A 17,684-nucleotide genomic window follows, 5' to 3' on the forward strand; every position below is an offset into this window, starting at 1 on the left:
AGAATAATTAAAATATTGTGTAAAATAGGGTGATAAAAAATAACAGTGTCTGGTTGCTATACCGCCGACAATGACTTTCTAGGCTGACAAAAGGATGATATTTGTCAGATAAAAAGAGAATAGAACAAAAGGAATTTGGATTTGCAAGTGAAGCATATGCTAAGCGGATTGGCATTCATTGTGTTAGCATCTGTATGCGGTGTACTTATCGCTATTTGGACGTTTAAACACTTTAATATTTATATTCCCTTAGAAAATCAAAAAGTCAGCATTGATCTGCAAGAGCCTTTACAAGCTGAGGTTAAAATTCATGATGCCTTGGATGTTGATGTTACAGGGCGCGTCAATGCGGAAATTCCGATCCGTGAAAACCTGAATATTCCACTGACCCAAACCCTGACGCCACGGGTATATTTTGATAATCAGGTTCCGATTAAAACCACCATTCCTGTGCGTGAAACCTTGAAAATTAATCAGAGCATGCCTGTGGATACCAAGGTGCAGGTAAAAGTCATGGGGCGGGATGTGACTTTGCCTTTAAAAGGAAATATTCCTATTCAGCTGGATGTGCCGATTCATATTGATGTGCCGCTTGAGCAGCAGGTGCACCTCAAGTTTGATGCGCCTGTGAAAACAGTGCTGAAAGAAAACCTGCATATTCCAGTCAATACAGTGGTTAAGACCAATATTCCAATACAAGGGCATTTAAACGTTCCAATTAAAACGGCATTGAAAGCTTCGGTGGATGTGCAAAATACATTGCCAATTGAAATTAAGCAGGGGGAGTTGAAAATTCCACTCAATAGCCTGCAATTACTGCGTGAAAAACCTCAACCTCAAGAACAAGTGAAGCCATAGGAGGGAGTATGTGGATATTCCAGTCTGTGAAGCGGCTTGTACTGAGCTTTGTATGCGTTGTAATTTTGGTGGGGGTGCTGTTTTGGCTGTACCTGAATATTCAAGCCAGTATGCAAGTGTCTGCGAGTGAAGCACAAATTCAACTATCAGACTCCCTGCCGACAAAAATCCAAGTGGGTAATTATTTGGAAACCCAGTCCGTTGGGACTCTAGATACACAGCTGAAAATTGATCAGAAAATCAATCTGCCTTTGACAGGGAAATATTTGGCAAATTTAGAGTTTGAAGTAGAAGTGCCGGTTTCAGTATCTGTTGATTATCAAACCGAGGTGCTCATTGATCAAAACATGCCGCTGGAGACAACCACAGATTTAATTTATCAGAATAAGCTATTGCCTAAGTTTCCGCTCACTTTGGATATTCCAATTAAGCTGGCAGTGCCATTTCATTTAAAGCAAGACTATCAGGTTCCAATCAAAATTATATTTAATGGCTTGGTCTATTTTGAGTTCGATGAGCAAGTGCGTCTGCATGTGCTGCATCAGTTTGCGCCGCAGTTAAATTTGAATGATCCAATGACTATGCGAAAAATAGCAAGCTTCAATGCCACCATGTACAACACAGAGCGAAGCACGACTGCGAATTTGGAGATGAATATGACACTGCCCGTGAAGAACATTCATCCATGAAAAAACACCGCCAATCATTGGCGGTGTTTGAAGGTGCGGATGAAAAGGGCGGCTTAAAGCGCAGCTTTAATCGTATCTTGAATGCGGGTGGTCTTGCGGCCAATCAATTGTTCTAAGTCTTTGCTGTCGCTGTACATCGCGCCTTTGGCGGTTTGCACATCGGCATCCACAATCACATCGATCAAGTGTGTAGGGAGGCCGGCTTGAGTTAAGCCTTGACGCAGGTCATCGGCAGACAGGTTTTGATAAGTGACGGACTTATGCGCCGCTTGACCGATGAATTGAGCCAAATCCGCTTTAGTAAAACTTTCTGAACCTGCTAATTCGTAGGTTTTGTTTTCATGTCCAGCGCTGGCTAAAACTTTGGCAGCCGCTTCTGCGTAGTCTTCGCGGGAAGCCGAGCTGATCTTGCCGTCTTGCGATGCGCCATACAGCACGCCAGATTCAGCAATCTGCTGCACAGTGGCTAAATAGTTATCGCTATACCAGTTGTTGCGTAAGAAGGTATAAGCAAGGCCGCTGTCTTGAATCAGCGCTTCGGTTTCACGGTGTTCTTGCGCTAAGCCGAGTGGGGATGTGTCTGCACGCAGTAAGCTGGTATAGGCAATATAAGGCACGCCAGCCTGTTTGGCGGCTTCAATCACAGCTTTATGCTGCGGTGTGCGGCGGCCAATTTCATTGGCTGAAATCAGCAGCAGTTTGTCTACGCCTTGCAGGGCGGGAGCAAGCGTTTCGGGCGCATCGTAATCAAAGTGGCGCAATTCAACACCTTGCTGTTTAAGTGAAGCGGCTTTGGCTTCGCTGCGGACTAAGGCTATAATTTGTGAAGCTGGAACGTCCTTTAACAGCGCTTGAATCACCAATTGACCGAGTTGGCCTGTTGCGCCAGTAATTGCAATTTTCATCTTCTTTCCTCTGGATATGTCTTTATGACGTGTCTATAAAATATACTTGATGATTGAATCATAATCTGCTAACTTACAAAATGTAAGTACGTACCAAAAAGTTAGTTTGTTACGAATTGGAGAGATTTAATGAGCACTTATGCTTCGAGCAAATTATTAGGTCAAGTTTTATCCGCAAACTGTCCTTCACGGGAAATCTTAGAACACATCACCAGTAAATGGGCTGTTCTGGTATTGCGCTGCCTGAGCGAAGGGGTGCATCGTTTCAGCGAATTAAAACAGCGTATAGAGGGCATCAGTGAAAAGATGCTGTCACAAACCTTAAAGACACTGGAACAGGATGGCTTGATTTTGCGCACCGTATATCCGGTGGTTCCGCCAAAAGTAGAATATCAGCTGACAATTACAGGTTCACAGGCTGCGGAAAAAGTGATGTATTTAATCAGCTGGATTGAGCAGAATATACCGGACATATTAAGCAATAAAATCAGCAACAAAAGCGCTTAAATTTAATGATGGCGCTGTGCTGAACAGCTGCGGGCGGATATCGAGTCTTTCAAAGCTGTCTATGGAAAGCAGCAGATCAGGATATATGGATAAGCAGTATTTTTTTATTCTATTTTTATAGAAAAGGCATCACCGGTTTCGTATTTTGATGTTCATCTATGTGTGAGTGACAACGCAACTTCTATGCCGTTGGCGGCATGGGCTTTGGCCATTATTAATGCCATTAATGGTGTGATTTTCAGCAAATTAATCATGAGTGCGGTCATTGTTACAGGGATCAAGCGCTGAAGCATCAGGCTGGAATATTAAAAGAAAAATCACGTGCTGAAGATTTGCCTATTCGCCGCAGTGCTGAGGACTTTATGCTGCCGTTAGCAATACCGCTAAAAATGAATGCTGTTTAATGACAGAGCGGGTCTTTGCGGCTTTCAGTCAAGTGTCAGTTCCGCTGAATCAGCATCAAAAACGGATTGCGGCTGCAGGATGAAGGCTGATCATTGCCATGACAATTTTCAAAATTTTGATGAATGGCCTAAAGCTGCCGCTGGACAATGGCATGCAGTTAAATCACTTAGAAAGGACTTCATCTGCATGATTTAGCAGCCTTTAAATGAATATTAAATATAGGTATTTCTGCAAACGGATCATATCTGCCTTTCACCTGATAGCGCTAGAAACAGCAGCCGCTGGATTGAAAATGGATGCATTTTAGAATCTGGTTTTCATGCATGCGCGGTATGTCTGGTAAAAATGAAGAAATATCTATGCAACATGAATAATTCTATTCGAGAAATTTTGTAAAATATGGCAGAATAGGCGGTTTTAAAGTATTTAGAGGATTGGCAGCATGCGCTTTGTTGATGAAGCAGTCATTACCGTAGAGGCTGGCGACGGTGGCAATGGCGTAGCCAGTTTTCGCCGAGAGAAATTCGTACCGTTTGGCGGTCCAGATGGTGGCGATGGCGGCCGTGGCGGCAGTGTTTATGTTCAGGCTGACAACGATACAAGCACGCTTGTAGATTACCGTTACACCCGCAGATTCCGTGCAGAACGCGCTAAAAATGGCCGCGGCGCAAACTGTTCGGGCCGTGGCGGTGAAGACACCGTATTATTGGTTCCTGTTGGAACAACCATTGTTGATATGGAATCTGGTGACATTATTGGCGATTTGGTTGCCGATGGGCAGCGCGTGCTGGTTGCTGCGGGCGGTGATGGCGGCTTGGGCAATACGCACTTTAAGTCATCGACCAACCGTTCACCGCGTAAGTGTACGCATGGCGCTAAAGGTGAATACCGTGAAATTCGCCTGGAATTGAAAGTACTGGCGGATGTTGGCTTGCTGGGCATGCCAAATGCAGGCAAATCAACATTTATCCGTGCTGTATCCGCGGCTAAACCGAAAGTTGCAGACTATCCGTTTACTACGATGGTGCCTAATCTAGGGGTTGTGGATGCAGACCGTCACCGTTCATTTGTCATGGCGGATATTCCAGGGCTGATTGAAGGCGCTTCTGAAGGTGCGGGTTTAGGTATCCGTTTCTTGAAGCATTTGGCGCGTACTCGCATTTTATTGCACATTGTGGATGTACAGCCGATTGACGGTTCAGACCCTGCGTATAATGCCAAAGCAATTTTGGCTGAATTGGAAAAATTCTCTCCGACATTGTCTAAGCTGCCAATTGTATTGGTCTTGAACAAACTTGATCAATTGCCGGAAGAAAGCCGTGAAGAATGGTGCGCTCACCTTCTTGCAGAAATGGACTGGAAAGGCCCTGTATTCAAAACTTCGGGCTTAATGTCGGAAGGCACCAAAGACGTTGTGTATTACTTGATGGATCAAATTGAACTGCAGCGTGAGCGTGAAGTTGAAGATCCTGAGTACGCGGCGCAAATGAAAGCATTCCGTGACCAGCTTGAAGCGGAAACACGTGAACAAACCATCGCAGCGAAAGAAGCGTATCGCGAATTGCGCCGTCAGCAGCGTCTTGCAGGCCTATTGGCTGAAGATGATGACGAAGATGATGGTGAAGATGGTGAAGCGGAAGTGTACTACGTACGTTAAGCTCTTATTCAAGAGTAACTGAGGACAAGATGATAGAAGCGGTAGATGGGAAGCGGCAGCTTGATGATTGTAAGCGGATTGTAGTTAAGATCGGATCATCTTTGCTCACAGCAAACGGCAAAGGTTTGGATTTGGACGCTATTTCGCATTGGGCGAAACAGATTGCAAATCTGCATGATGCAGGGCATGAAATTATCCTTGTATCTTCTGGCGCTGTGGCGGAAGGCATGGTCCGCATGAAGCTGGAAAATCGGCCCGCAGATCTACCCAGTCTTCAAGCGTGCGCAGCCATTGGTCAAATGGGTTTGATTCAGACGTGGTCGAGTGTTTTGGAAAACCATGGCATCCGTACTGCTCAAGTGCTTCTTACCCATGATGATTTGGCTGACCGCCGCCGTTATCTGAACTCATGCGACGCCTTGCAGCATTTAATTGACTGGCGGGTGATACCTGTCATTAATGAAAATGACACGGTATCGACGGATGAAATCCGTTTTGGCGATAACGATACTCTGGCTGCGATGGTTGCAGGTCAGGTGCATGCCGATTTGCTGATTATTTTGACAGATCAGCAGGGCATGTTTGATTCAGATCCGCGTTCTAATCCAAATGCAAAGCTGTTCCATACAGTGCGCGCCTTGGATGAAAGCCTGTTTGATATGGCTGGCGGCGGCGGCAAGTTTGGCCGCGGCGGCATGCTGACCAAAGTCCGCGCTGCGCGTTTAGCGGCAAAATCAGGCTGTCCTACACTGATTGCCAGCGGTGAAAGCGATAATGTGCTGTCGCGCTTAATGGGCGGTGAATTGCTTGGCACCTTGTTTATTACCGACAACGACCGTATGACTGCGCACCAGCAATGGCTGGCGGCGCATTTGCAGACTGCTGGACGTTTGGTGATTGATGATGGCGCTGTTAAGGCGATTAAAGAAAATCACCGCAGCTTGCTGCCGGTTGGCGTGCGCGCCGTTGAAGGGCATTTTGAACGCGGCGATGTGGTTGAATGCGTAGATACGCAAGGCGGACGTGTAGCAGTGGGCCGTGTCAATTTCAGTTCCCGTTCTGCAGAAATCGTGAAAGGCTTGGCATCCGATAAAGTGCATCAGGTGTTGGGCGAGGCGCGTTCGCTGGAAATGATTCACCGCAATCACATGGCGATTTACTAAGCATTCTCGATTCAGCTGATGCATATAAAAAATCCCGCTTTCGAGCGGGATTTTTTATATGGTTTATTTAATCAAGCCTTTTTCAATCAATGGATGCAGCAACTTTTGATAAACCGCCATGACCCAAGCCATCAGCTGTTCTTTATATTTATTCCATAGGCTTTGTCCAGAAGCATTCACCGCAAAGGCCAAAAGGAATGCGCCAATCATATCCACAGGAAAATGCACGCCGACATAGACGCGAGACCATGCGACCAGCCAAGCCAGTATTATCAGAAACTTCCCGACTTGACGCTGCTCAGAAAAATAATAAGCAAATGCAATGCTGCTGAAAATAGCCATGTGATTGCTTGGAAAAGAACCTGTAGCGGAGTGTTCAATCAGGGTGCGGCCAACGTCCATTACAAAGGGGCGCGGAGTATTGAAGAAAGCAGATGCCATTTCACTGATGGACAATGTGATGCAGGTAAAAATAAACGCTTTTAAAATCTGTTTTTTGATTTGGTAATTGCCGCGCAGCCAGAGCACGGCAAAAATCAGCAGCATGATGTAGATTAAATCATGCGCAATAAAAATCGCATAATGCGTCATGAAGGAAGAGGCCTGATCAGGCGCGTTCAAGATATTGAAAAAATATAAATTCAGGCGGTCAATTGACATGGCAAAAACATGAATACTAATGAAAAATCGAGGGAAACTGTATCAAATAAAAAATGGCGCTATGTAATTTAATGCAGCAAAACTGAAATAAAAAATCCCGCCTATAAGCGGGATTTTTTATGCACCGAAGAATTGCGGTTTAAAAATCGAAAGAGGTTTGCAGGAAGAATGTGCGCGGCTGGCCAACATATTTTCCGCCAGTACCGTCTGTTGAGCGGGTGTAATATTGTTTATCAAAGACATTTTTGATGCCTGCTGCAACTTTTAAGCCATTCAGCTGCTGGCTGAAGTCATAGCCTGCGCGTACAGCAAAAGTTGAATAGCCGGCAATATCGCCATATTTGCCATCAGCGGTTTCTTCAGTTTGATAAAAGCCTGCAGGCAATGATTTATCAGGATTATTTGGTGAATGCTGTTTGGATTGCGCAAACATATCGGCATTAATCGACCATTGATCATACTGATAGCTGACACCTAAATTGCCGACATGCTGTGAATAGAATGGCAAATCTTTGCCTTCAAATTCGCCAGCTTCTGCAACAGCTTTGGTGTAAGTATAATTGCTGTAGACTTTTAAGCCTTCCAATGCTTGATACAGGGTGCCGAAATCATAACTGAGGCCCGTTTCAACACCTTTGTGGCTGGTCGCGCCTAAATTGGTCCAAATGCCGTTTCCAGTACTGTCCCGCTCTAATTGCAGTTCTTTATCAAAGTCTAAATAGAACGCGGTGAGCTCGGCGGTGAGGCCATTGCCTAAATATTTGGTGCCGATCTCATAGTTTTTAGATTTTTCAGGATTGAGGCCGTCTAAAGTAGAGACAGCTGCGCCAGTTGTGCTGTTGGTGGTGGCCAGCTGATTGTACTGCTGCGGCCCAAAAGATACGCCTGCATTGGCAAAGATGTTCCAATTGTCATTTGCTTTATACAGAACAGAGAAGCTCGGCAGGAATTCATCGGACTGGATGGATGGGCTGACAGATGAGTCGACTTTGCCATTTTTATAGACATTGAAGGTATTGTGGGTATCAATTGATTCGAAACGCAGGCCGGGTGTGATATTCCATTTGCCTAATTCAAAACGGTTATCGATGTAAAACGCATGCGCTTTTGTGCCGCCATCACTGGCAGTCCGCGCTGCAAATGCACCGGGCTGGGCATTTACCGCATAATCAGCACGGCCGGCAAGTTCTGAACTTTGCTCATCCATATAGCGGTAGCCGACAGTGACTTCATTCTGCGTATTGCCCAGGCCGTAAGTCCGCGAGTAGCGGGGCTCTATGGCAAATACTTTATAGTCACGCGGCGCTTCGTCCAGACGCTTGAATGGATTGCCGTTTTTATCTTTTTGGTCAGTCAATAAATTGCTGGTGCGGAAGGAGTCAATATAATAGCTGAGCAGCTCAAAATTATTGACATCATCTTTATGCGTATAGCGCAAAGAAACATCTGAGCGGCGCCCGCTGAAATAACTGCGCTGATTGTTCGACTGATAGGGATTCTCTGCAAAAGCCGCTGCCGTCAAGCCTTCAGGCATTTCACCAAAACCTTCGTAATGATGCAGATTTAAGGCAATTTGATCTTGCTCTGTAAAATTATAAGATGATTTCAGCATGACATCATCTATGTCCGTTTTATTGTTGTTTTCACGGTAACCGTTGCCTTTGGTGCCTGAATACAGCAGCGCTAAACCAAGGCCGTTTTCTAAAGTGCCGCCGACAAATAGGTTCGGGCTAAGCTTGGTTTGATCTGTTCCTGAAGCATATTCAGTGGTCAAGCCGGCAGAACCCGAAAAATTCTCAGGGATGCTGCGGGTTGCAAAGTTGATGATGCCGCCGACGTTTTGCGGCCCGAAGCGTACAGAACCTGCGCCGCGCACCACATCAACTGATTCAATATTGCCTAAAGAGACAGGCGCTAAAGACAGCTGCGGCTGGCCGTAAGGCGCAAAGGATAAAGGCACGCCATCCATCAGTACGGTAGAGCGCGGCGACAGGCGCGAGGCGAGACCACGGACACCAATATTTAAAGAGACATCGCTGCCGCCTGTACCATTGTTTTCTTGAACTTGAACACCGGGCACTTGGCGCAATGCATCTTTCAGAGAAGTCGATGCCGTTTGCTCTAAGCGCTGGCGGTCAACAATGGTTCGCGCACCTGCATGCTGCTGCACTTTTTCGGCATTGGCATTTTCAAGCCAGTTTCCCTGAGCTTCAATTGTAATGGTTGGCAGCATATTGGTGCTGGCCGCAGCACTTTCTTCAGCATGGGCTGCGGATAAGCCCATTAGGCAAAGACTGACCGCGAGGCTAAGCTGGGAGGATTTGAAATTTAGATTTTGCAGCAGGAGAGGGCTTGAAAACATCATTGTGTGGTGAACGGCTGATTGGAGAGAGGGCCGTATCATAGACTTTTGTGATAAAAATATAAATAATAATTATTATCAGTTATTGCTATTGTCTGACGCAGGTTAATAGAAATTTCTTCAGGGCAAAGGCTTTTGCCGCGCGTAAAAAAACCGTACATTGGTACGGTTTTTTTACGCGCGAATTTAATGCTTTATTTGAATTGAATCGTGCCGTTTGCATTTACTGCAATTTTAGATTCTCCGCCTGCCATTTCCTGTTCAGGCATAGCATAATCCGCTGGAGCTGCTTTCATCATCGCCATTCGCGGAACCGGCTGTCCTCCGTAATTGCTGGCATTCAAATTTAAGTTCACTAAATTGTAGCCAGATTTATTCCATGCCTGCGACAGCGTTTGAGCCCGCTGCTGGAAATTTTTTGAAGCCTCAATCATTAATTCACTTTCTATCTTTTTGCGTTGAGCGTCAGATACAGAAAAGTTGATTGATTGAGTCTGGAAATTCTGCTGCAGTTCGCTGACCAGCTGGCTGGCCGCTTTAAAATCGGTACTTTCTAAACGGATCTCCGCACGGCCGCGCCATTCTTTCAGCTTGCGGCTGTCATTGTCGTAGATCGGATAGGTTGTTTGCGAGCCGGTTTCAATTTTCACATTTGGGTATTTACGCGCAGTATTCACTGCTTGGGACATCAGCTGATTAATTTGAGCAGCCAGTTCGGCAGGCTGCTTATTTGATTTCTCTATATACAATACGGCATTCATTTCATCGTTGGACACTTGACGGGCTGCATCCGCTTGAATGTTGACGATATTGTAATTCAAGGATTCAGCCTGCTGCGCAAACGCAGGAACACTCAGGGTAGAAGCCAGCAACAGTGCTGATAAGGTCGTTTTTTTCATGCTTAAGGCCTATTTTTCTGCAAGAACGTCTTTAAAAAATAAAATGCTGATTTATGCTGTGCATATATCTTAAGTGCGGATTATGTTGGATTAAAGGAAAATATGTGGCGCGATTGTAAAATTTTAAGCTCTTTTATATTTTTATGGGAAATAAAAAACCATTTTAAAATATATGGTTAGCTTTTGAATTGATTGAAAATTAAAATAAGCCCGCATAAGATTTCAAAAAGCATAAAATAAAAGGGTTTTCTTTGAATTGTCACGTTGTAATATGATAATTCAAACTTCGGCTGGTCTTGATCCTTTTTTTCAATCAGTTTTAGCTATTTTATGATGCAAAACTTGTTTATTTTATTGAAAAAATCTGTATCATCCGCCCTCTAGTCATGACTAACAGAATAGTCGAACTGGATCCATAAAGCACCGAGTCAAAGGACCGCAAGTCACCCGACTTATTTCTTTCAACCCATATCAGAGATGGTAATTCGATATGAGCGTTTCTTCTGTAAATTCTGCCCCTAATTCTACTAACGAATACTACCTGACTCGCCAAAGTCAGATGGAATCCAATGTTCGTAGCTATCCGCGCAAACTTCCGCTGGCGATAGCAAAAGCTTTAGGCTGCTGGGTTACTGATGTTGAAGGTACAGAGTACCTCGATTGTTTAGCTGGGGCAGGCACATTGGCTTTAGGCCATAATCATCCTGCGGTAATTCAAAGTATTCAAGACACTCTTGCGAGTGGTTTGCCATTACATACTTTAGATTTAACGACACCTTTAAAAGATGCATTTACTGAAGCATTACTTGAACAATTACCAGGCGGTAAGGAAGAGTATTGCCTGCAGTTCTGTGGCCCGTCTGGTGCAGATGGCACGGAAGCAGCAATTAAATTAGCGAAAACGTATACAGGCCGCAGTTCAGTGATTAGTTTCTCTGGCGGCTATCACGGCATGACGCACGGCTCACTAGCAATGACAGGCAACCTGTCTGCGAAAAATGCTGTAAATGGCTTGATGCCAGGCGTTCAATTTATGCCGTATCCGCATGAATACCGCTGCCCATTAGGCTTAGGCGGTGAAGCGGGTGTGGACGCTTTGACATACTTCTTTGAAAATTTCATTGAAGATGTAGAAAGCGGCGTAACCAAGCCTGCAGCTGTCATTCTTGAAGCTATTCAGGGTGAAGGCGGTGTGGTAACAGCGCCAACCAAATGGTTGAAAAAAATCCGCGAAGTGACTGAAAAACACAACATTGTGTTGATTCTTGACGAAGTTCAAGCAGGCTTTGGGCGTTCAGGCAAAATGTTTGCATTTGAACATGCAGGTATTGAACCTGACGTAGTGGTGATGTCTAAAGCCGTAGGCGGTAGCTTGCCGCTTGCTGTGTTAGGTATTAAACGTAAGTTTGATGCATGGCAGCCAGCGGGTCACACCGGTACTTTCCGCGGTAACCAATTGGCGATGGGTACAGGTCTTGCAACGATCAAAACCATCAAAGAGCAAAATCTTGCGCAAAATGCGCAGGAGCGCGGTGATTTCTTACAGGCTGAAATTAAAAAATTAGCGGTTGAATTCCCATGCATCGGTAACGTGCGCGGCCGCGGCTTGATGATTGGTGTTGAAATTGTTGACGAACGTCAAAAAGCGGATCACATGGGTTCTTTACCAGGTGATTCTCAATTGGCAGCAGCAATTCAAACTGCATGTTTCAACAACAAGCTGCTGTTGGAAAAAGGCGGCCGTAACGGTACTGTCATTCGCCTGCTTTGCCCATTGATCATCAATCAAGCTGAATGTGAAGAAGTGATTGTTCGCTTCAAGAAAGCACTTGCTGAAGCCCTAGTTGCTACCCGAGGCGCGTAATCATGGTAGATTTTGCAGAACACCGTAAAGCGTTATTCTGCAATGATGCACAATCCATTGCTGACTATCAGTCAGCAATGGGCGAAGCGGTTCAAGCCGTTTCTGCATGGTTGCAAAATGACAAAATGTACACTGGCGGTAGCATTAAAGAGCTCCGCAGTGCCATCGCATTCAATCCTTCGAAAGAAGGGATGGGCGTACACAAATCGTTAGAGCGTATGGTTGAGCTTTTCCTCAACAAGAGCTTGAAAGTGCATCATCCGCACTCGCTAGCGCACTTGCATTGTCCTACGATGGTGACCAGCCAAATCGCAGAAGTGCTGATTAACGCGACAAACCAATCGATGGATTCATGGGATCAAAGCCCTGCAGGTTCATTGATGGAAGTTCAGCTGATTGACTGGCTTCGTCAAAAAGTAGGCTATGGTGCAGGTCAGGCGGGTGTATTCACCTCTGGCGGTACACAGTCTAACTTGATGGGCGTGCTGCTGGCGCGTGATGCATGCATCTCAAAAAACTGGAAAGACGAAAACGGCAATCCGTGGTCTGTGCAGCGAGACGGCATTCCGGCTGATGCAATGCGCAATGTCAAAGTCATCTGTTCTGAAAATGCGCATTTCTCTGTGCAGAAGAACATGGCGATGATGGGCATGGGTTTCCAATCTGTCGTAACCGTTCCTGTGAACGAGAACGCGCAGATGGATGTGGACGCACTTGAGAAAACCATGGCTCACCTTCAGGCTGAAGGCAAGATTGTGGCATGTGTCGTTGCGACTGCAGGTACAACTGATGCTGGCGCGATTGATCCATTGAAAGAAATCCGTGAAATCACCAACAAATATGGCGCGTGGATGCATATCGACGCAGCATGGGGCGGTGCACTGATTCTTTCAAATGACTATCGTTCTATGCTGGATGGTATTGAGCTTTCTGACTCAATCACGCTTGATTTCCATAAGCATTATTTCCAAACGATTTCATGCGGCGCGTTCTTGCTGAAAGATGAAGCGAACTACCGTTTCATGCACTACGAAGCTGAGTACTTAAACTCGGCTTATGACGAAGAGCACGGCGTTCCTAACCTGGTGTCTAAGTCACTGCAAACCACCCGCCGTTTTGACGCGTTGAAATTGTGGATGACCGTTGAAGCATTGGGCGAAGAGCTTTATGGTTCGATGATCGACCATGGGGTGAAGCTGACGCGTGAAGTGGCTGACTATATCAATGCAACAGACGGTTTAGAGATGCTGGTTGATCCGCAATTCGCTTCGGTATTATTCCGTGTGGTTCCAGCAGGCTATCCAGCTGAATTGTTAGATACATTGAACCAAAACGTAGCAGACGAATTGTTTGCACGCGGTGAAGCGAATATTGGTGTGACTAAAGTGGGTCAGGTTCAATCTCTGAAAATGACCACTTTAAGTCCAGTGGCGACTTTAGATAACGTGAAGAACTTGCTTGCACTTGTGCTTGCAGAAGCGGACCGTATCAAAGATTCAATCGCAGACGGTACATATACACCTGCAATTGACTAATTGTCATTTTGTAGTTGTAGAAAAAGGAGCTCATTTGAGCTCCTTTTTTTTGTTTTTGATTCAGCACGATTTAAATTTAGCGTCATTTCGTTAAAAGTATATTTTTATACTTAATTGATCTTTGACCGTCAGCAAAAGCATTTCTACAGTTAAGATGTTTATGGATGATTGAAGACAGTGTATGGATCACGTTTTAAAAGATGCCTCTGTGATAAAAGCCGCCTTAAATAAAGGCATTTCGGGCTTTCAATGGCGGGTGATTATTCTATGTTTTATTATTGCTTTATTTGACGGTTTTGACACGCAAGCAGTGGCATTTACTGCGCCTGCGTTGCTTGAGCATTTTGGTTTGGAAGCAGGCGCTTTGGCGCCAATTTTAACCGCTGGCATTGTCGGGATGACGGTAGGTGCGATGCTGTTAGGCATTTTAGGCGATAAGCTGGGACGCAGAAAAACACTGCTGTTTTGTGTGGCTGTTTTTTCAATTTCAACACTGCTCACGGCATTTGTCAGTAATGTAGACCAAATTTTGATTCTTCGTGTTATTGCTGGGTTGGGAATGGGCGGAGCAACGCCTGTTTTGTTGGCCTTGGCAGCTGAATATTCTCCTCAGAAATATAAAGGTACAGTAACAACCTGTGTGCTTTTGGCATTGCCAGCAGGGGCAATGATAGGCGGCTTGCTCGCGGCGAAGATTTTACCCATTTGGGGCTGGCAGGGCATTTATATCATTGGTGGGGCATGGCCATTGGTTTTTTTAGCGGCATTGTATTTTATGCTGCCAGAGTCATTGGAATATTTGGCGCAGCAGAAAGGTGTTGAAACAAAGCAAAAAATTGCGGCCATTCTTGAACGGATTAATGCGGAAAAGGCAGATATTTCTGATCAAGATTTGGCAGATTTAAGTCCAGCGCGTACCGAGAAAATGCATTTTTCTTTGCTGTTCCAGAATGGGTTGGCAAAAACGACAGCTGGAGTGTGGGGTGTCTACTTCTTTAATTGGATTGCATGGTTTATGCTGCTATCGTGGCTGCCAACTATTTTAAAACAGGCCGGATTGGCGCCTGAACAAGCGCCTTATGCATCGGTTACAGTGAATGCGGCATTTATTCTGTTTGCATTGCCGCTGGCTTATTTTCTGCCAAAATTGAATACCGCTAAAATTCTATCCTTTATGCTGATTGTAGGTTTGGGTGTGGTTTTAGGTCTAGGCTCACTGATCCATTCGCAGCAATGGATGTATATTTTTATCTTAATTGCTTTGGCTGGTTTTGGAATTGGCGGCCAGCAATTGGCGCTGAACTATTTGGTTGTCCAATCATACCCTTCCCAAATTAGAGCGACGGCGACAGGCTGGGCAATAGGCATGGGGCGCTTCGGTGCTATTATTGGTTCGGCAATTGGCGGTATCATCTTAAATAAATTTGGCATTTCGGGTTATTTCTTTGCCCTAGGCGTGCCTTTAATTGCCGCTTTTATATGTATTTTACTCATTAAAGGCAGTAATAAAAATTCAGCTCAAGCGGTTGGCCGTGCGGAACTCGCACATTAAACCATTGCAGTGAAAAGAGGTCTTAGGACCTCTTTTTTATGCTGCAAACAACGGACTAAAGCCTTTCTTACGTAATAATTTACGGTACATGCTGGAACTGCGGTCCGCAGGGAAATGCGCTTCAATGCTTAAATCCAGCGGCAAATATTCAGGCTTTTGCGATTCGGACACCAAGCGGTCTTCCTCAAAAATTTTAAGGTTAAATTCGTAAGCTTCTTCAATTGGCAGGTCTTTGTCATAATTGCGGCAGATGGGTGCAAATAGGCGTGTGCTGCGGGCGGTCATGGGCGAAGCCGCATTCATAATCACTTGCTTTGTATTGTTCGGGAAATGAATCGTCAGTGTGGCAGTAAAAGGCAAATGAATCTCAAAATGACGCAGCCATTGGAAACCGTCTTTGCCTCGTTGATCCAAGCCAATCGGATAGCGGCCGACACTGCTCCAATAATCTGCATTGAATCCAGTTTCAGTCTCGAAAGTTTTATAGTCAGGCACTTCTGCATTTTCAGGGTCGCCAAAAGTATCTGGATGCACCCAAGCAAAGTGTGCGACATCAATAAAACCTTCAAGCTGCCTGCCTGCAAAACATTGAAAATCTACCGTTGGGCAAACCAGCTGCTGGTACTCAGCATCCTCCCAAAAGGGCAGAACAGGAATATTGGGTATTGCTTCTTTGTCCGCGCTTAAGCTGCACCAAATTAAGCCATAGCGCTCAACGGCAGCATAAGTACGCAAATTAAAGCGAGGTGAAATTTTTTGTTCAGGATGGGCCGGAATACGGTTGCAATGACCTTGTTTGCCAAAGCGCAGGCCATGATAGCGGCAAACCACGCCTTGACCATCATTTTTGCCTAAACTCAGCGGTACGCCGCGGTGCGGGCAGGCATCTTTTGCGACAATCAATTCATCATTCATTTTATAGATCACTAAGGGCATATCTAAAAGCATGGCGCCATAAGGCTGTTCGCTGATATCACGCGCTAAGGCAATGGGATACCAATATTCTGCCAGCAGATGCCAGTCATGCTCTTCAAAAGTCATGTGAACAGGGCGGTCTGGATTGTAAGTATTTATTTTGCTGTTCATGCTGCTATTTTCATGATGTCTTAACATCAATATAGGGCAATGCATTGTTCTAAGAAATTTCAATTATTGGAATAAAATGGTTTAAAAATTAGAACACCTGAATGCATACTTTTATTTAACATGAATCAGAGAAAATGCCCTGCTTTTAGCGATTGAAGGCGGCTTGCATAAGGTACAAAGTTACATTGCAATGAAAATTTACTTTTAATAATCAATAAATGCATTGTTATAGAAGCTTGAAAAAAATTATTACATATTGAAAATTAAGGAAATTAATTTAAATCAAAGGCTCGCTGGCAATTATCACTAAATCGTCATAAAGATGTAACTTATCTGTCATATTCTAAAATCAAAATGCAGTTATCGAAATAAGTACAAAACTTAATAAAAAGTGGCGTACTCCTAAACTGCATCAAATAAGAGAGATGAGAATGCGCTTTAACAACATCGCAATTGCATTGGCACTAACAGGCGCTGCTGCGGCAACAGCTGCAAACGCAGCACGTGACACTATTCAAATTGCTGGTTCTTCAACAGTTTTGCCTTATGCAAGTATTGTCGCTGAAGAATTTGGCAATACTTTCCCGCAATTTAAAGCGCCGGTTGTAGGTTCTGGCGGTACATCAGGCGGTTTGAAACAGTTCTGTAACGGTGTCGGCGACAACACGATTGATATCGCAAATGCATCTCGTAAAATTAAAGATACCGAATTGGCGGCATGTAAAAAAGCTGGCGTGAATCAAGTTTTAGAAATTAAAATTGGTTATGACGGCATCGTGTTTGCATCTAATTCGCATAAAGCGGCATTTAAGCTGCGCCCGCAGCACGTATTTGCAGCTTTGGCAGCAGAACTTCCATCAAACGGTAAAATGGTTCCAAACCCGTATACCCGCTGGAATCAAATTGATAAAACTTTGCCAAATGAGCCAATCACTTTAGTGATTCCAGCATCTAACCACGGTACACGTGAAGTGTTCCAAGAAAAAATGGTTGATGCAGGCTGTGAAACGTATGAAGCTTTCGCAAAATTAGATAAAGATGCTCAGAAGAAAGCATGTTCAACTTTCCGTAAAGATGGCCGTGTGATTGAAATTTCTGGCGATTACACAGAAACATTGGCTCGCTTAAAGACATCTCCAAGCGCAGTCGGAGTATTCGGCTTAGGTTTCTATGACCAAAACCGCGACAAATTACGCGTAGCGACAGTGAATAATGTAGCGCCTTCAGAGAAGACAATTTTGAACGGTTCTTACCCAGTTTCCCGCCCATTGTTCTTCTATGTGAAAGGCGAGCACTTAAAATCAATCAAAGGCTTATCACAGTACTCAGAATTCTTCCTGAGCAAAAAAGTGTCAGGCAAAGGCTCTAAATTGGAAAAAGCAGGCTTGATTTCAATGTCTGACAAAGAGCGTGCAAAAGTTCTAGCGGACTTTAAAGCAGGCAAAGCAGTTAAATAAGAATGGTACAAGAACAGATGGCAGGGTGAACCTGCCATTGGTTTTTGCAAAGAATATGTTTTTTCAAAGAATGAAAATTGAAAAA

Annotated in this window: 15 protein-coding genes; 10 read left to right on the forward strand and 5 right to left on the reverse strand. The window is 44.7% G+C overall.

Going from position 1 to position 17,684, the window contains the following annotated elements:
- Nucleotides 1-156: 156 nt before the first annotated feature.
- Together JZ784_RS09030 and JZ784_RS09035 are read left to right on the forward strand one after the other, a co-directional pair.
- Complete coding sequence (locus JZ784_RS09030; protein ID WP_346314690.1) at nt 157-858, forward strand: MFS transporter; 702 nt, start codon at nt 157-159, stop codon at nt 856-858.
- An 8-nt stretch (nt 859-866) separates the two neighbouring features.
- Nucleotides 867-1,547 (forward strand): hypothetical protein, encoded by a 681-nt coding sequence (locus JZ784_RS09035; RefSeq protein ID WP_346314620.1) that lies wholly within the window; start codon nt 867-869, stop codon nt 1,545-1,547.
- Between the two features lie 53 nt (nt 1,548-1,600).
- Here JZ784_RS09035 and JZ784_RS09040 read toward each other — a convergent pair whose 3' ends face one another.
- The gene (locus tag JZ784_RS09040) at nt 1,601-2,452 is read right to left on the reverse strand and encodes an SDR family oxidoreductase (RefSeq protein WP_346314621.1); all 852 of its coding nucleotides are present in this window, start codon (nt 2,450-2,452) and stop codon (nt 1,601-1,603) included.
- A gap of 129 nt (nt 2,453-2,581) precedes the next feature.
- Here JZ784_RS09040 and JZ784_RS09045 point away from each other — a divergent pair, with 129 nt between their 5' ends.
- The 4 genes from JZ784_RS09045 to proB all read left to right on the forward strand — a co-directional run bounded on the left by JZ784_RS09045 (nt 2,582) and on the right by proB (nt 6,184).
- Nucleotides 2,582-2,959, forward strand: coding sequence for a helix-turn-helix domain-containing protein (locus JZ784_RS09045; protein WP_346314622.1), 378 nt, complete (start codon nt 2,582-2,584; stop codon nt 2,957-2,959).
- Between the two features lie 162 nt (nt 2,960-3,121).
- Nucleotides 3,122-3,247, forward strand: a complete 126-nt coding sequence (locus JZ784_RS09050) for a hypothetical protein (protein WP_346314623.1) — start codon at nt 3,122-3,124, stop codon at nt 3,245-3,247.
- 559 nt (nt 3,248-3,806) lie between these two features.
- Nucleotides 3,807-5,021 carry an Obg family GTPase CgtA gene (cgtA, locus tag JZ784_RS09055; protein ID WP_346314624.1) on the forward strand — a complete coding sequence of 405 codons (1,215 nt, stop codon included), beginning with the start codon at nt 3,807-3,809 and terminating at the stop codon, nt 5,019-5,021.
- Between the two features lie 29 nt (nt 5,022-5,050).
- Complete coding sequence (gene proB / locus JZ784_RS09060; protein WP_005008849.1) at nt 5,051-6,184, forward strand: glutamate 5-kinase; 1,134 nt, start codon at nt 5,051-5,053, stop codon at nt 6,182-6,184.
- A 63-nt stretch (nt 6,185-6,247) separates the two neighbouring features.
- On the opposite strand, the gene JZ784_RS09065 is transcribed toward proB, so the two are convergent.
- The 3 genes from JZ784_RS09065 to JZ784_RS09075 all read right to left on the reverse strand — a co-directional run bounded on the left by JZ784_RS09065 (nt 6,248) and on the right by JZ784_RS09075 (nt 10,105).
- Nucleotides 6,248-6,844, reverse strand: a complete 597-nt coding sequence (locus JZ784_RS09065; RefSeq protein ID WP_346314625.1) for a phosphatase PAP2 family protein — start codon at nt 6,842-6,844, stop codon at nt 6,248-6,250.
- A gap of 139 nt (nt 6,845-6,983) precedes the next feature.
- Complete coding sequence (locus JZ784_RS09070) at nt 6,984-9,209, reverse strand: TonB-dependent siderophore receptor (protein ID WP_346314626.1); 2,226 nt, start codon at nt 9,207-9,209, stop codon at nt 6,984-6,986.
- Nucleotides 9,210-9,400: 191 nt separating this feature from the next.
- A complete protein-coding gene (locus JZ784_RS09075; RefSeq protein WP_346314627.1) occupies nt 9,401-10,105 on the reverse strand; it encodes an SIMPL domain-containing protein in 705 nt (234 codons plus the stop codon).
- Nucleotides 10,106-10,595: 490 nt separating this feature from the next.
- On the opposite strand from JZ784_RS09075, the gene JZ784_RS09080 reads away from it, so the two are divergent.
- From JZ784_RS09080 to JZ784_RS09090, 3 genes are all read left to right on the forward strand, one after another.
- On the forward strand, nt 10,596-11,969 hold the full coding sequence (locus tag JZ784_RS09080) for a diaminobutyrate--2-oxoglutarate transaminase (protein ID WP_346314628.1): 1,374 nt from the start codon (nt 10,596-10,598) through the stop codon (nt 11,967-11,969).
- 2 nt (nt 11,970-11,971) lie between these two features.
- The gene (locus JZ784_RS09085) at nt 11,972-13,504 is read left to right on the forward strand and encodes an aspartate aminotransferase family protein (protein WP_346314629.1); all 1,533 of its coding nucleotides are present in this window, start codon (nt 11,972-11,974) and stop codon (nt 13,502-13,504) included.
- 181 nt (nt 13,505-13,685) lie between these two features.
- Complete coding sequence (locus tag JZ784_RS09090; RefSeq protein ID WP_346314630.1) at nt 13,686-15,056, forward strand: MFS transporter; 1,371 nt, start codon at nt 13,686-13,688, stop codon at nt 15,054-15,056.
- Between the two features lie 36 nt (nt 15,057-15,092).
- On the opposite strand, the gene JZ784_RS09095 is transcribed toward JZ784_RS09090, so the two are convergent.
- The gene (locus JZ784_RS09095) at nt 15,093-16,142 is read right to left on the reverse strand and encodes a Rieske 2Fe-2S domain-containing protein (RefSeq protein ID WP_346314631.1); all 1,050 of its coding nucleotides are present in this window, start codon (nt 16,140-16,142) and stop codon (nt 15,093-15,095) included.
- A 431-nt stretch (nt 16,143-16,573) separates the two neighbouring features.
- On the opposite strand from JZ784_RS09095, the gene JZ784_RS09100 reads away from it, so the two are divergent.
- The gene (locus JZ784_RS09100) at nt 16,574-17,599 is read left to right on the forward strand and encodes a substrate-binding domain-containing protein (protein WP_005008864.1); all 1,026 of its coding nucleotides are present in this window, start codon (nt 16,574-16,576) and stop codon (nt 17,597-17,599) included.
- Nucleotides 17,600-17,684: the final 85 nt, after the last annotated feature.

The organism is Acinetobacter sp. CWB-B33 (assembly GCF_039655955.1).
Classification (GTDB): domain Bacteria; phylum Pseudomonadota; class Gammaproteobacteria; order Pseudomonadales; family Moraxellaceae; genus Acinetobacter; species Acinetobacter bouvetii.

Excerpts from the sequence above, each read along its gene's own strand:
- JZ784_RS09030 (WP_346314690.1), top strand. The coding sequence starts at position 157 with ATGCTAAGCGGATTGGCATTCATTGTGTTAGCATCTGTATGCGGTGTA.
- JZ784_RS09035 (WP_346314620.1), top strand. The coding sequence starts at position 867 with ATGTGGATATTCCAGTCTGTGAAGCGGCTTGTACTGAGCTTTGTATGC.
- JZ784_RS09040 (WP_346314621.1), bottom strand. The coding sequence starts at position 2,452 with ATGAAAATTGCAATTACTGGCGCAACAGGCCAACTCGGTCAATTGGTG.
- JZ784_RS09045 (WP_346314622.1), top strand. The coding sequence starts at position 2,582 with ATGAGCACTTATGCTTCGAGCAAATTATTAGGTCAAGTTTTATCCGCA.
- cgtA (WP_346314624.1), top strand. The coding sequence starts at position 3,807 with ATGCGCTTTGTTGATGAAGCAGTCATTACCGTAGAGGCTGGCGACGGT.
- proB (WP_005008849.1), top strand. The coding sequence starts at position 5,051 with ATGATAGAAGCGGTAGATGGGAAGCGGCAGCTTGATGATTGTAAGCGG.
- JZ784_RS09065 (WP_346314625.1), bottom strand. The coding sequence starts at position 6,844 with ATGTCAATTGACCGCCTGAATTTATATTTTTTCAATATCTTGAACGCG.
- JZ784_RS09070 (WP_346314626.1), bottom strand. The coding sequence starts at position 9,209 with ATGATGTTTTCAAGCCCTCTCCTGCTGCAAAATCTAAATTTCAAATCC.
- JZ784_RS09075 (WP_346314627.1), bottom strand. The coding sequence starts at position 10,105 with ATGAAAAAAACGACCTTATCAGCACTGTTGCTGGCTTCTACCCTGAGT.
- JZ784_RS09080 (WP_346314628.1), top strand. The coding sequence starts at position 10,596 with ATGAGCGTTTCTTCTGTAAATTCTGCCCCTAATTCTACTAACGAATAC.
- JZ784_RS09085 (WP_346314629.1), top strand. The coding sequence starts at position 11,972 with ATGGTAGATTTTGCAGAACACCGTAAAGCGTTATTCTGCAATGATGCA.
- JZ784_RS09090 (WP_346314630.1), top strand. The coding sequence starts at position 13,686 with ATGGATCACGTTTTAAAAGATGCCTCTGTGATAAAAGCCGCCTTAAAT.
- JZ784_RS09095 (WP_346314631.1), bottom strand. The coding sequence starts at position 16,142 with ATGAACAGCAAAATAAATACTTACAATCCAGACCGCCCTGTTCACATG.
- JZ784_RS09100 (WP_005008864.1), top strand. The coding sequence starts at position 16,574 with ATGCGCTTTAACAACATCGCAATTGCATTGGCACTAACAGGCGCTGCT.